Source organism: Mucilaginibacter panaciglaebae, from assembly GCF_039539265.1.
GTDB lineage: Bacteria > Bacteroidota > Bacteroidia > Sphingobacteriales > Sphingobacteriaceae > Mucilaginibacter > Mucilaginibacter panaciglaebae.
Genome location: NZ_BAABCV010000002.1, coordinates 250,874 through 265,361 on the forward strand (window position 1 = coordinate 250,874; position 14,488 = coordinate 265,361).

The 14,488-nt window shown below is 43.0% G+C and carries 13 protein-coding genes; 9 read left to right on the forward strand and 4 right to left on the reverse strand.

Translation table 11 applies throughout. The annotated features are described in order from the left end of the window. Positions 1-148: 148 nt before the first annotated feature. The 4 genes from tgt to ABD772_RS03425 all read left to right on the forward strand — a co-directional run bounded on the left by tgt (position 149) and on the right by ABD772_RS03425 (position 4,421). Positions 149-1,279: a tRNA guanosine(34) transglycosylase Tgt gene (tgt, locus tag ABD772_RS03410; protein WP_345101030.1), complete on the forward strand. Its 1,131-nt coding sequence runs from the start codon at positions 149-151 to the stop codon at positions 1,277-1,279. Next, positions 1,279-2,379, forward strand: coding sequence for an LptF/LptG family permease (locus ABD772_RS03415; protein ID WP_345101031.1), 1,101 nt, complete (start codon positions 1,279-1,281; stop codon positions 2,377-2,379). Before tgt ends, ABD772_RS03415 begins: the two co-directional genes overlap by 1 nt. After that, complete coding sequence (locus ABD772_RS03420; RefSeq protein ID WP_345101032.1) at positions 2,379-3,287, forward strand: DMT family transporter; 909 nt, start codon at positions 2,379-2,381, stop codon at positions 3,285-3,287. The genes ABD772_RS03415 and ABD772_RS03420 overlap by 1 nt, the downstream gene beginning before the upstream one ends. An 864-nt stretch (positions 3,288-4,151) precedes the next feature. Continuing rightward, positions 4,152-4,421, forward strand: coding sequence for a LapA family protein (locus tag ABD772_RS03425; protein WP_345101033.1), 270 nt, complete (start codon positions 4,152-4,154; stop codon positions 4,419-4,421). A gap of 13 nt (positions 4,422-4,434) precedes the next feature. Here ABD772_RS03425 and ispE read toward each other — a convergent pair whose 3' ends face one another. Continuing rightward, a complete protein-coding gene (gene ispE, locus ABD772_RS03430; protein ID WP_345101034.1) occupies positions 4,435-5,238 on the reverse strand; it encodes a 4-(cytidine 5'-diphospho)-2-C-methyl-D-erythritol kinase in 804 nt (267 codons plus the stop codon). 125 nt (positions 5,239-5,363) lie between these two features. Here ispE and ABD772_RS03435 point away from each other — a divergent pair, with 125 nt between their 5' ends. From ABD772_RS03435 to ABD772_RS03455, 5 genes are all read left to right on the forward strand, one after another. After that, positions 5,364-6,158: a thymidylate synthase gene (locus ABD772_RS03435; protein ID WP_345101035.1), complete on the forward strand. Its 795-nt coding sequence runs from the start codon at positions 5,364-5,366 to the stop codon at positions 6,156-6,158. A gap of 110 nt (positions 6,159-6,268) precedes the next feature. Then, positions 6,269-6,751 carry a dihydrofolate reductase gene (locus ABD772_RS03440; protein ID WP_345101036.1) on the forward strand — a complete coding sequence of 161 codons (483 nt, stop codon included), beginning with the start codon at positions 6,269-6,271 and terminating at the stop codon, positions 6,749-6,751. Positions 6,752-6,866: 115 nt separating this feature from the next. Continuing rightward, positions 6,867-9,827 carry a protein translocase subunit SecDF gene (gene secDF, locus ABD772_RS03445; RefSeq protein ID WP_345101037.1) on the forward strand — a complete coding sequence of 987 codons (2,961 nt, stop codon included), beginning with the start codon at positions 6,867-6,869 and terminating at the stop codon, positions 9,825-9,827. Positions 9,828-9,911: 84 nt separating this feature from the next. Next, on the forward strand, positions 9,912-11,225 hold the full coding sequence (locus tag ABD772_RS03450; RefSeq protein WP_345101038.1) for an NAD(P)/FAD-dependent oxidoreductase: 1,314 nt from the start codon (positions 9,912-9,914) through the stop codon (positions 11,223-11,225). A gap of 11 nt (positions 11,226-11,236) precedes the next feature. After that, entirely contained in the window at positions 11,237-12,097 is an 861-nt protein-coding gene (locus tag ABD772_RS03455; protein WP_345101039.1) for a hydroxymethylglutaryl-CoA lyase, read from the forward strand. 44 nt (positions 12,098-12,141) lie between these two features. Here ABD772_RS03455 and ABD772_RS03460 read toward each other — a convergent pair whose 3' ends face one another. The 3 genes from ABD772_RS03460 to fbaA form a co-directional block, all read right to left on the reverse strand. Next, positions 12,142-12,579, reverse strand: a complete 438-nt coding sequence (locus ABD772_RS03460; protein ID WP_345101040.1) for a GNAT family N-acetyltransferase — start codon at positions 12,577-12,579, stop codon at positions 12,142-12,144. Then, positions 12,527-13,039, reverse strand: coding sequence for a low affinity iron permease family protein (locus tag ABD772_RS03465; RefSeq protein ID WP_345101041.1), 513 nt, complete (start codon positions 13,037-13,039; stop codon positions 12,527-12,529). Before ABD772_RS03465 ends, ABD772_RS03460 begins: the two co-directional genes overlap by 53 nt. A gap of 197 nt (positions 13,040-13,236) precedes the next feature. Continuing rightward, on the reverse strand, positions 13,237-14,316 hold the full coding sequence (gene fbaA / locus ABD772_RS03470; RefSeq protein WP_345101042.1) for a class II fructose-bisphosphate aldolase: 1,080 nt from the start codon (positions 14,314-14,316) through the stop codon (positions 13,237-13,239). Between the last annotated feature and the right edge of the window lie 172 nt (positions 14,317-14,488).

The following is a 14,488-nucleotide window of genomic DNA, read 5'->3' on the forward strand; positions in this document are numbered from 1 at the left end:
CCAGCGCTCGCCCTTCGAGTGCCTCGGGGTGACACCTCATTTTTAATCGTTCAAACCATACCTTATATAATACCCCCAAGCCAGGCCCAATGAACTAATGAACCAGTGAACCAATGAACCGCCAAAAATGACTATTTTTGGTGCACGAATGAAATTTAAGTTACAAGCACAAGATCCGCTATCTAAAGCACGTGCCGGCGAGATCACCACTGATCACGGTTCCATACAAACCCCTATTTTTATGCCCGTAGGCACAGCCGGCACGGTAAAAGCGGTTCATCAGCACGAATTAAAAAACGATATCCAGGCGCAGATCATCCTCGGAAATACCTATCATTTATACTTGCGCCCCGGCCTCGACGTATTGGAAAGCGCCGGCGGGCTGCATAAATTTAATGGCTGGGATGGCCCGATCTTAACCGATAGCGGCGGCTACCAGGTATATAGTTTAAGCGAAGTACGCAAGATTAAGGAAGAGGGCGTAACCTTTCGCTCGCATATTGACGGGTCAAAACACCTGTTTACACCCGAGAATGTGATGGATATCCAGCGCACTATCGGCGCCGATATTATTATGGCTTTTGACGAATGTACGCCTTATCCCTGCGACTATATTTATGCTAAAAAGTCGATAGAAATGACGCATCGCTGGTTAAAACGCTGCTGCGAACGTTTTGACAGCACCGAACCAAAATACGGCTATAGTCAAACACTTTTTCCTATTGTACAGGGGTCGGTTTATAAAGATCTGCGCGTAAAATCGGCCGAAGTTATCGCATCGTTCGAGCGCGAGGGCAATGCCATAGGTGGTCTTTCAGTAGGTGAACCGGCTGAAGAAATGTATGCGATGACCGAATTAGTCTGCGATATATTACCAGCGCAAAAACCACGTTATTTAATGGGTGTAGGCACACCGGTTAATATATTGGAAAATATAGCTTTAGGAGTAGATATGTTTGATTGTGTAATGCCAACCCGCAATGCCCGCAACGGTATGTTATTTACCAAAAACGGCATCATCAATATCAAAAACGAGAAGTGGAAAAACGATTTTTCGGCTATTGAAGCAGATAGCGACCTGGCCTCGGATAAGTTTTACACCAAGGCCTATTTAAGGCATTTAATACATAGCGGCGAAATGCTGGGCGCACAAATTGCCACCCTGCACAACCTGCATTTTTACTTATGGCTGGTTAAAACTGCCCGCGAAAAAATCATCAGCGGAGAGTTTTACAACTGGAAAAAAACAATGGTTGACCGCTTGGCACAAAGACTATAATGAAGCAATTTTTAGACCGCTACATAACCATAATAGACTGGTATATTATCAAGAAATTCCTGGGCACTTTTGTATTTACCCTGGGGATAGTAATAGGTATATCGGTTGTTTTTGACGTGTCAGAACACCTGGATAACTTCCTCACACACCATGATACGCTGTATGATATTGTGTTTAAATATTACGCGGGCTTCATACCTTTTTACATCAATCTGCTGTCGCCGCTAATTGTGTTTCTGGCTGTAATCTTCTTTACAGCAAAGATGGCCAACCAAACTGAGATCATCCCGATATTGAGCGGAAAAGCCAGCTTCAACAGATTTTTACGGCCTTATTTTGTGTCGGCTACTTTGATATTTGTGGTCTGGTTATTGGCATATTTGTTCCTGATTCCGTATACCAATCACCTAAAGGTAACCTTTGAAAATGCCAACGAATTTAATGGCAACGAACAGAAAAGCCAGGTACATTTAAAGTTGGATAAGCGCACGTACGTATATGTGGATTCTTATGATAACAGCTCACATGTCGGTTATCAATTTGTACTCGAAAAGTTTGACGGCGATGAACTGCGTGAACGTACAATAGCCAATACTATCACTTACGATTCATTAAAAAGAAAGTGGACCCTGCATGATTATTCGGTACGTTATATAAACGGTTTCCGCGAAAAATTATTAGAACATATTCCCCAAAAAGACACAACGCTTGAGCTTTATCCCGCCGATTTTGAAGCCTATGATAACATATATTCGGCCATGTCCCTGCGCGAATTAAACAAAAATATCGTTAAGGAAAAGATACGTGGGGCCGGTAATTTAAAAGACATGGAGTACGAAAAATGGCGCCGTTTCCTATATCCATTTGCAGCCTTTGTGCTTACCTTAATCGGTGTTTCTATATCGTCCAGAAAGGTACGTGGGGGTATCGGGCTACCTTTGGGTATAGGCCTTTTTCTGTGCTTTGCTTATATCGTTGTAGATAAATTTGCCCTGGTTTTTGCTATCAAAAGCGGATTAAATTCCTTTGTAGCGGCGGGTTTGCCAAACGTATTATTCGGCGTATTTGGCGCATATTTATTGTATAAAGCGCCTAAGTAATGGCTAGCCATAACCCAACGAGAATCGCACAGATCAATAAAAACTTATTGATACTCCATTTCACGGTATTTATATGGGGTTTTACAAGCATTTTAGGCGCCCTGATAAGCATTTCTGCGGTACAATTAGTGTGGTTTCGGGTACTTATTGCGCTTCTGTCGCTCTTTTTATACTTTAAATTTAATAAAACAGGCTTCAAAATCGGCTCAAAAAACTTCTGGAAATTGTTCTTTACCGGGGCATTGGTGGGTGGGCACTGGATACTTTTTTTCGCTTCTATCAAGCTTTCGACGGTACCCGTAGCACTGGTTTGCTTATCGTCTATGACGCTTTTTACGGCAATTTTGGAGCCTGTTTTTAACAAAACCCGCATTTCAAAACTCGAAATTATCGCCGGACTATTGATCATTTTGGGGATATATCTGATCTTTAAATTCGAGACTCAATACACTAAGGGCATTATAGCAGGCCTATTGAGCGCCTTGCTTTCTTCTACTTTTTCTATCATTAATTCCAAACAGGTAAAGCAAATCGAGCCGGCAGTCATCTCATTTTTCGAGTTAATGGGGGCCTTTTTCTGGACCAGTTTATATCTTTTTTTTACCGGCGGATTTAACAAAAGCATGATTTTAAAACCCTCGGATATTGGCTACCTTTTGCTTTTGGGTACCATCTGCACATCGCTGGCCTACGTAGCCGGGGTGTCTGTCATGCGCGAACTTTCTGCATTCCGCGTAGCACTGATCACCAACCTTGAGCCGGTATATGGTATCCTGATGTCGTTTGTTTTCTTTGGCGACATCAACAAAATGACGGGCGGATTCTGGATCGGTGCGGTAATAATTTTGTCTACGATCTTCCTTTTTCCCGTGGCAAAAAAGCAAGTGCAAAAGCGTAAAACCGCTTAACACCGCGCTCCAAAATCAGTTAATTTCTATCGTCCGTTTCTCATTATTCTTATGCCATACCTGCCAGTGGGGGATAAACATCAAATGCTATAGACGCATTTTAAGCCGCTCTAAGGCACGCAGCACCGAAAGCACCTCGGTATACATTTAAAAAATTTAGAGCGATTTCAGAGCAAATTTCCGAACGCGATTTGTGTATTGAAATCACTTAAAAATAACTACCCAAAAATACCGCTGGATTATGATATAAATCGGCTTAAATGTCGGTTAAAAAAGTAATTTATAAAATATATTTTATAAATTATATATCTGAAAATCAAACTATTAAAATATCTATCTAAAGTAAAAATTTATATAAAACTACTTATAAGTAAATTCAAAATACTAAACAAATTAGCAACTATCAATTACACCTATAATTTTTATAGATAAACAATTAATAATCAACATGATTATGAATATTACCTAAACAATAAATTCATCAGCGCTAAATCGAACAAAAACCAGTACGCTTAGTGTACTGAAATGGTCATTTTTAAAAATCAGGAAAAATCGGGGGATATTGACGGAGATCAATAAAAGATGAAAACTCGTCTGAAAATGGCAAACCTCGGGAAGGCAATTTGAGCCGGAACCACTGCCCGCGGCTATCAGGAACCTGTCAGAAAAAGTCAAAAAAAAATTGGCGATTTCCGCTATTTAAAAAACTGGCCGGGCCCTGTGTTTTTTTACTTTTAATTTCGACTTTATTTTAAAGCCACTCCCGGGATGCTTTCAATTTTCAAATGGATTTTTATTACCGCTATAAAAATCAGATATTGGTACAAAGTCAAACCAACCTAAAAAGTTATGCGGATAACAACCATGCTAATAATCATCATCACCGTTTTATTAACGGTGGTACTGATGCAAAATACCGAGCCGGTAAGATTCACCATTTTGTTCGGCACCTTCTATGTTTCAAAACTTGCAGCCCTGCTCACCTTCGGAGTGGTTGCATTTATTTTAGGCGTACTGGTGGGTCGCCCAAAAAAGGCACGCAGCATAGCCGGCAGTTATCCGCAGGATAAAGACGACGATGACGACTCTGATACACTAAGTGACGAAGACCGGGAGTACATCAGTCACCCATAAAAATAGCCGCAGACTAAACGTTGTAGAAAATTTGGTTGTCGCCTTCAAGCAAAGACAGATCCGGCGTCTGGTGGAAAATACCGAACACCGACGCACCGCTGCCGCTCATGCTGGCAAAGATGGCTCCGGCCTCATAAAGGGCAGCCTTAACCCCTCTTATAGCCGAGTGGTTGCGAAAGATGTTTTCCTCAAAATCATTTTTGATAAACTTTTTCCAGCTCTCAATCGGCTCGTATATCAGGTCATACAAAGAGTGCCTCCCAGGAGTGGGTTTTACTCCGCTGTAAGCCTCGGACGTTGAGATATGAATGTCTGGCATTACCAAAACAATTGCGTAGCCTGAGAGGTCTAATTTTATTATTTCAAACTCGTCTCCTTTTTCGAAAGCAAACACCGGCCGGTTTTCGATGAAGAAGGCGCAATCGGCACCAAGACGGCGGGCGTAAGTTTGCTGCTCATCGATGGTAAGGCCAAGACTAAATTTGTCATTCATCAGCCGGATAAAAAAAGCAGCGTCGGCCGATCCCCCGCCCAGCCCCGCACCTATCGGGATATGTTTGTGCAAATGGATCTTCACCGGCGGCAAATCAAAATCTTTTTTGAGCATATGATAACCCTTAATGCAAAGGTTGTCCTCCATCCTTCCCGGTATCTCCAGACCTGACGACTCAAAGCTCAACTCGCCGGCTTCGATCACTTCAAGGGCGTCCTTAATTTGAATGGGATAAAAAATGGTTTCGAGATTATGATAACCATCCGGCCTGCGCTCGGTAATATTGAGGCCGATGTTTATCTTTGCGTTTGGAAAAGTGATCATGCAGAAATGATTAACAACGGCTGTTTTTATAAACATCCGTAGGAAGCCAAAAATAGATTTTTTTTATTTGTAGTGCCGGAATAACATTCACTCATCCCGGCATTCACTTATTCACTCATTAAAAAATGAAACAGTATCTCGACCTAATGCGCCACGTAATGGAAACCGGCACCCAGAAGCATGACCGTACCGGCACCGGAACAATCAGCGTATTTGGGTACCAGATGCGTTTTAACCTGGCCGAGGGCTTCCCGCTGGTGACCACGAAAAAACTTCACCTCAAATCAATCATCCATGAGTTGATCTGGTTTTTACAAGGCGATACCAACATTCGTTATCTGAAAGAAAATGGTGTGCGTATCTGGGATGAGTGGGCTGATGCGGATGGCAACCTGGGGCCGGTTTATGGATACCAGTGGCGCTCATGGCCAACGCCCGGCGGCGGCCACATAGACCAGATCAGTCAGATCATTGATCAGATCAAAAACAACCCCGACTCGCGACGCATCATCGTGTCGGCCTGGAACGTCGCTGACGTTAACCAGATGGCCTTGCCGCCATGCCATAGCCTGTTTCAGTTTTATGTGGCCGATGGTAAATTGTCCTGCCAATTATATCAGCGCAGCGCCGACATTTTCTTGGGTGTGCCTTTCAACATCGCATCCTATGCCCTGCTCACCATGATGGTAGCACAGGTGTGCGATCTGGAGTTGGGCGACTTTATTCATACTTTTGGCGACGCTCATATTTACAACAATCACTTTGACCAGGTAAAACTGCAACTCAGTCGCGACCCGCGCCCGCTGCCAACCATGAAACTAAATCCCGAAGTGAAAAATATCTTCGATTTTAAATTTGAGGATTTCACTTTGGAGAATTATGATCCGTGGCCGCACATTAAGGGAGAAGTAGCAGTGTAATACTACGCTTGTCATTGCTAGGGAGGAAACGACGAAGCAATCGCGAACTTTGCCTCCCTGCTATTGCCACACTACGCTCGCTATGACATTATATAAAACTTAACTAATCCATGACCGTATCAATCGTAGTCGCGATAGCTGAAAATCATGCAATCGGCAAAGACAATAAATTGCTTTGGCACTTGCCCAAAGATTTAAACCACTTCAAAGAAACAACCTCCGGCGGCACGGTAATCATGGGCCGCAAGACGTATGATTCGGTTGGCAAACCCTTGCCAAACCGCCGCAACATTGTGATAACCAGGCAGCAAATTGAAATTGCAGGTTGCGAAGTGGTAAATTCTTTACAGGCTGCGCTGGATCTTTGCCGCAGCCAGGATGAGGTCTTTATCGTCGGTGGGGCAGAAATTTATAAACAGGCCATGCCGCTTACCGATAGAATTTATCTGACCATTGTTCATGAAAACTTTGAGGGCGATACCTATTTCCCTGAAATTAAGTCGGATATGTGGAAAGAAACTGGAAGAGCCGATCATGAGCCGGATGAGAGAAACCTGTTTCCATTCTCATTTATCACGCTTGAACGCGCTTAACAACAGACTGTTAAATTTTGTTTTAATTTAAAATTCCATGGTTGCAAAATTTTGTTAGATTTGCCGTCTTGTTTAAAATGCTTATAAACTAATTAATTACATATTATAATTTACAATGCAAGGTAAAGGGGTTATTAAATTTTTCGCCGTAGTGCTAACGATTGTGTGTTTGTACCAGTTATCGTTTACGTGGGTAGCACACAAAGTTGAGAGAGATGCGGTAGCATACGCAAAAGGCGATACTGCTAAAGTTAAAGCTTATCTGGATTCTGTCGCTGAATTGCCGGCTTATCCAGTTCTGGGCCATACTTATCAATATTGTTTAGACAGAGAGCTTGCGTTGGGTCTTGACCTTAAAGGTGGTATGAACGTTACCATGCAACTATCTCTGGCCGAGCTGGTAAAGACCTTATCAAACAATAATCCGGATCCGGCTTTTAATCAAGCGCTGGCAAATGCAACCAATGATACAAAAACCAGCCAGTCTGACTACATTACGTTATTTGTTAATGAATATGAGAAACTGGCGCCTAACGGTAAATTGGCTGCTATCTTCGCTACCAAAGACAACGCAGAGCATTTAAAGTTCAATGCAACAAACAGCCAGGTTGAAAAATATCTGAAAGATGAGGCCGATGCAGCGATTAAGCAATCATACACTGTATTAAGCACCCGGATAGACCAGTTTGGCGTTACCCAGCCTAACATTTCGTTAGAAGCTAACACCAACCGTATCCTGATCGAACTACCTGGTGTAAAAGAGCCGGAGCGTGTGCGCAAACTATTATCAGGTTCTGCTAAATTGGAGTTTTACCAAACTTACGAGATACAGGATGTTTATCCGATGTTAGCTAACGTCGACAACATGCTGTCTGCCAAAAGCAAGGTTGCCGCAAAAGATTCAACCAAAAATACAGTTGCTGCTACTGACGTTAAAAAAGATACTACTGCTAAAAAAGGTGCTTTAGCCTTATTAAACAAAGTACAAAACAATGCTGCCAAGGACACCTCTTTATCAGCCAAATCAAAACTAACAGCTTCTCATCCATTATTTGCAGTATTGCAAATGCCAACTTACCAGGACCAAACCGGCCAGCAGCAATTGCGCCCGGGACCGGTGGTAGGCTGGACCATGCAAAAAGACACCGCCAAAGTAAACGCTTATTTAAACAGCAAAGATGTAAAAGCATCATTGCCGCGTAATATCAAATTTGCCTGGGGTGTTAAACCAATGGAAAAAACCAAAATTTTTGAGTTATATGCACTTAAATTATCAGGTGCAGATAACGGCCCGGTATTGAGTGGCGACGTAATTAACGACGCTCAAAACGACGTCGATCAAAAAGGCAGCCCTGAAGTACGCATGGTAATGAACTCGCAAGGTGCCGAAAAATGGCGCGCAGTTACTGCCGAAGCTTCTCAAGGTAAAAAAGCTATCGCTATTGTGCTGGACGACAACGTCTATTCTGCACCAAGCGTACAAAATGAGATCTCTGGTGGTGTATCATCAATCTCAGGTAATTTTAAAGTTGAAGACACTAAAGACTTAGCCAACGTTTTAAAAGCCGGTCGTTTACTTGTTCCTGCCCACATTGTTGGCGAAGACGTAGTAGGTCCGTCATTAGGTGCCGAATCTATCAACGCCGGTTTGCTGTCGTGTTTAATGGGCTTACTGGTGGTATTGGTGTTCATGATTGCTTATTATAACCGTGCAGGTACAGTAGCGGTTGTTGCGGTAATCATCAACGTATTCTTCCTGATGGGGGTATTAACCAGCTTGCGTGCCGTATTGACCTTACCTGGTGTTGCCGGTATCGTGCTGTTATTTGGTATGTCGGTTGACGCCAACGTGTTGATCTATGAGCGCGTTCGCGAAGAGCTGGCATTGGGCAAATCAATCCGCATTGCTATTAACGATGGTTTCAAACATGCTTTGTCATCAATCTTAGACTCAAACATTTCAACGTTCCTTACAGGTGTTATCTTGTTTGTATTTGGTAGCGGCCCTATCCAGGGTTTTGCAACTACCCTGATGATCGGTATTATAACTTCATTATTCTGTTCACTGTTAATTTCAAGATTGATATTTGAATGGATGATTGAAAAAGGCTGGGATATCAAATTCTCAAACCCATGGAGCTCACATACCTTCAAAAACGCAAACTTTGCCTTCGTTAAAAAACGTGCAAGATTCTATATCTTCTCGGGTACATTTATCGCTGCAGGTATTGTTTCAATGTTTACACAAAACTTTAACTATGGTGTCGACTTTCAGGGCGGCCGTACTTATACCATTGCTTTCCCCGATAAAAGTGCCACTGTCGAAGAGGTGCGCAGCGCAGTTGAAGGCGTTTTGGGCCACGGTACTGCAGTAAAAACTTTAGGTACACGTAAAATCAATATTACTACCAATTACCTCATCGAAGATAACTCGACCACTGCCGATGCGAAAGTTGAAAACACTTTGATTGATGCGTTGAACAAAAAGCCTGTTACCCACATCAGCAAAAAAGATATCCTTGCTCAACAAAAAGTACAGGCTACTATTGCCGACGGTTTGAAAAAATCAGCTATCTGGACAGTAATATTTGCTATCATCATTATTTCGGCTTACATCCTGTTACGCTTCCGCAGATGGCAGTATAGCCTGGCCGCGATGATCGCTACCGCGCATGATGCTTTAATGGTGTTATCGTTCTACTCATTATTTAAAAACGTACTTCCGTTCCTTGATATTGATCAGGCTTTCGTAGCTGCCATTTTGACGGTAATTGGTTACTCAATTAATGACACCGTGGTAGTTTTTGACCGTATCCGTGAATTCTTGAGATTACATCATGCTAAAAACGATGATCCGAAAGAGGTTATTAACAACGCAATTAACAGTACTTTAAGCCGTACTATTATTACAGCTTTAACGGTGTTGTTTGTGTTGATCATCCTGTTCATTTTCGGCGGCGACGTACTTCGCGGCTTCTCATTCTCTCTGTTAATCGGTGTATGTTTCGGTACCTATTCTTCAATATGTGTGGCTACCCCGGTTATTGTCGATTTTGGTAAAAATGATCTTAGATAGACAATAATCTAACAAATATTAAGGCTCCGAAGAACATTTGGAGCCTTTTTTGTTTAACTACTATCCGGATAGCAAACGTGTAACATGAACACATCAGAAAACTCAAAATTCCCTAAGGTAGTTATTATCGGTGGCGGCTTTGGCGGCCTTGAGGTAGCCAAACAACTGGCAGATGAACCGGTAGATATATTAATGCTTGATAAGCACAATTATCATACCTTCCAGCCGTTGCTGTACCAGGTAGCTACAGGTAGTTTAGAGGCCGAATCGATTGCCTTTTCATTACGAAAGAATTTTGCCGGGCAAAAGAATTTCCGATTTCGCATCGCCGAAGTATTGACAATTGACACGGCAAACAATAAGGTAATCACCAATGTAGGCGATGTTTCTTACGATTACCTGGTGATTGCCACCGGATCGACCACTAATTTCTTTGGCAATAAAGACATTGAGCGTTTTGCTATGCCGATGAAATCTATTCCTGAAGCCCTGAATTTAAGGTATTTGGTTTTACAAAACCTTGAAGAGGCTTCATTAAAAGCCACGAAAGAAGAACGCGAACCTTTCCTGACCTTTGTGCTGGTTGGCGCCGGCCCTACCGGTGTAGAACTTGCGGGTGCCCTGGCCGAGTTGCGTAATCATATCCTTGACCGCGATTACCCCGAATTGGAAAAAGAGCACATGAAAGTTTACCTGGTAGATTTTTTACCTAAGGTGTTGGGGCCTTTCTCTGACGAAGGTTCTGAAGCTGCCAGACACTTCCTGACAGAAATGGGCGTTGAGGTAATGCTGGGCGTAAAAGTTGAAAGTTATGACGGCGAAGAAATAAAGTTTGAAGGCGGCAAAACCATCAAAACCAAAAACGTGATATGGAGCGCGGGCGTACAAGGTGTTGTACCTGCAGGCATTGATAAAGATAAAATAGAGCGCGGCAACCGTATAAGTGTTGATACAATTAACCGGGTCAAAGGTTTAGAAAATATATTCGCCATAGGCGACGTGGCAGCTATGATCACCGACGAGACGCCTAAAGGCCACCCTGGCGTGGCACAGGTAGCTATACAACAAGGTAAATTGGCGGGTAAGAATATTGCGCATTTGGTTAAAGGCGAGCCAACCGAGCCTTTTAAATACAACGACAAAGGGTCGTTAGCCACTATAGGCCGAAATAAAGCCATTGCCGATCTGGGCAAGATCAAATTTCAGGGATTTTTCGCATGGCTGATATGGATGTTTGTGCACCTGATATCATTACTGGGTTTCAGAAACAAAGTGGTAGTATTTGTAAATTGGATTAGCAACTACATTGCCAATAATGGCGGCAGCAGGCTGATCATTCGCAGGTTTAAGCGCGAAGAACTACCAAAAAAAGATCTGCAAACCGCCAAAGTTGATTAACTTGCTAATAAATGGACGGCACACCCATTAAATTGACCGAATGCCCCCGCGACGCCATGCAGGGCTTGACTGATTTTGTGCCAACCGATATAAAAGCAGCGTATATCAACCTGCTGTTGCAGGTTGGTTTTGACACCATCGACTTCGGTAGCTTTGTATCGCCCAGGGCCATACCACAGATGCGGGATACCCGCGAAGTATTAAGCAAACTCAACCTTAACCACACAGGCTCAAAATTATTAGCTATTATAGCTAATTACAGAGGCGCTGAGGAGGCTTGCGCTCACCAGGAGATAAGTTATCTTGGTTATCCTTTCTCTGTCTCAGAGACCTTCCAGGTGCGTAATACCAACACGTCGGTAGCCAATGCGTTCGATACTGTTAAAAGCATTCGCGAATTATGTGCTGCAAAAGAAAAAGAACTACTCGTGTATCTGTCTATGGGTTTTGGTAATCCCTACGGGGATGAATGGAACACCGACATTGTTTCACACCGGACAGAACAATTGGTAAACGAAGGTATCGGTATCATTGCCTTGTCTGACACCATAGGTATCGCGACGCCGGAACAGATCAAATTTGTTTATACGCAGCTTAACCGCGATTTCCCAGATACTGAATTCGGCGTGCACCTGCACAGTATCCCAACCACCTGGCGGGAAAAAGTAGAAGCTGCCTACCAAAGCGGCTGCAAACGTTTCGACGGCGCATTGAAAGGCTATGGTGGTTGCCCTATGGCCAAAGACGAGCTTACGGGCAATATCGCTACAGAAAACCTGATTAGCTATCTCGCTCAGCAAAACGCGCTCCCAAGGCTTAATTATGATAAATTACAGGATGCTTTGGATTATTCGGTAAGGGTGTTTCAATAATCAAATAACCTACCATCACGCCATTGCTAGGAATGACGCCTTTATTATTGCCTCTTTACCATTTTAAAATGCTGGATCCCCGCTTCTTCAAACTGCGGGCCTTCAGCTATAAAACCAAACTTTTCATATAGCCCCACGGCTTGTATCTGGGCATTCAGGTAAATGTAGTCAGCGTCGGCAGGCAGATCGGCCAGTACGGCGCGCACCAGTTCTTGCGCTACGCCCTGTCCCCTAAACTGTTGGAGTACGGCAAAACGTTCAAGCTTATAGCCATTTTCAGTTTTGCGCCAGCGCGATGCTCCGGCGGGTTCACCGTCAACAGTAGCTAAAAAGTGTGTCGATTCATCCTCATGCTCCCACTCCAGTTCGGGAGGGCAGTTTTGTTCGCCTACAAAAACCTCGCGGCGTATAGCAAAAACCTTATCAAGATCAGGCTGGTCGTTCACTTTGTTTACTACTATCTTTTTTGGTTCGGGCATCATTGTAATGTTTTTTTGTGCGGTAATTTGAGAGCTTAAAATTATGATTTTCTTCGGCTGCATCAATGGAATGGGTGCAGGTAAGATCATCCTCTTTTTCGGCAAATTTGGCCAGCGCAACGTAAAACTTATGCAGCTGATCCAGCTCTTCTTCGGTAATATCCTCAATATCAACCATACGGTTACTGGCGCCCTGGTGCGATGCTAATAATTCATTCAACTTTAAATGAATAGCTTTTGAATCTTTATTCTGCGATTTCTGAATCAAAAAAACCATCAGAAAAGTAACTATAGTTGTGCCGGTGTTGATAATAAGCTGCCAGGTATCTGAATATTTAAATATTGGCCCGGTAATACCCCAAACAACAATTACGGTTATAGCGGTAAAAAAAGCTGCCGAACTGCCGGTAGCAGCGGTAGCCTGGTTTGAAAACCGTTCAAAAAAATTTTTCTTTTTAGCCATAGTAATTTGTCAAGATAAATAAGATAATAAGGCCGCCATGCCGAATTATTTCGGCATCCCACACGCTAAGCAAAAGCCGTTCACCTTTACGATGGGATGCCGAAACAAGTTAAGCGTGACAACATCCAAGATAACTAAAAAAAAGCGCCAATGTTTTCACACCGGCGCTTAATCCTATTATTAGCTAATAGTTCGTATTATAATTTGTCTGTTGCATTTATACAGTTCAAATCCTCGAATGCTGTGGTTAAACGCGTAACAAAGTTCTCTTCGCCTTTACGTAACCATACACGCGGGTCATAATATTTTTTGTTTGGCGAATCTGCACCTTCAGGGTTACCAATCTGGTCTTGTAAATACGCTTCTTTAGCCTGGTAGTAATCTTTAATACCTTCCCAGAAAGCCCATTGCATATCGGTATCGATGTTCATTTTGATAGCACCATAGCTAATAGCTTCGCGAATTTCTTCCTGGCTTGAACCAGAACCACCGTGGAACACAAAGTTGATCGGTTTTTCTTCTGTCAGGTTAAATTTCTGCTTAACATACTCCTGCGAGTTATGCAGAATAACCGGCTGTAATTTAACGTTACCCGGTTTGTAAACGCCATGCACGTTACCAAAAGCGGCTGCCACAGTAAAGCGCGGACTAACCTTTAACAAATGCTCGTACGAATAAGAAACCTCTTCTGGCTGCGTATATAAACGTGAGCTGTCAACGTCGCTGTTATCAACGCCATCTTCTTCGCCGCCGGTTACACCCAACTCAATCTCCAGGGTCATACCTAATTTAGCCATACGGGCCAGGTATTGAGCAGATATTTCGATATTTTCTTCGATTGGCTCTTCAGACAGGTCGAGCATATGCGATGAGAATAACGGTTTACCGGTTTCGGCAAAGAATTTCTCACCGGCATCTAACAAGCCGTCAATCCATGGTAATAATTTTTTTGCAGCGTGGTCAGTGTGTAATATCACCGCTACACCGTAATGCTCGGCCATTAAATGCACGTGTCTGGCCGCAGATACCGCACCTAAAATGCAAGCTTGCAATTTTGAGTTATCTAACGATTTGCCGGCATAAAACTGCGCACCGCCATGCGATAATTGAATAATTACCGGCGAATTAACCGCCTTAGCAGTTTCCATTACAGCATTAACTGAATTGGTGCCTATAACATTTACTGCAGGCAAAGCAAACTGATGCTTTTTAGCTGCCTCAAATAGTGCCTGCACCTGATCGCCGTGCAAAACTCCTTTATAACTTTTTAAATCCATTTGGTTTTACTTTGTGGGAGCCGAAGGTAAAAAAAATATCCCTTTTTACGCAAAAAAACTCTATAAATGTAACGGAGAACGCAGTTACTTATTGTAACAAGTACACTTATTGCAACTATTCCCGGCAAGGGTGGTTTGGATGTGCAGCGTGTGCAAATGTGCAGATGAGTTT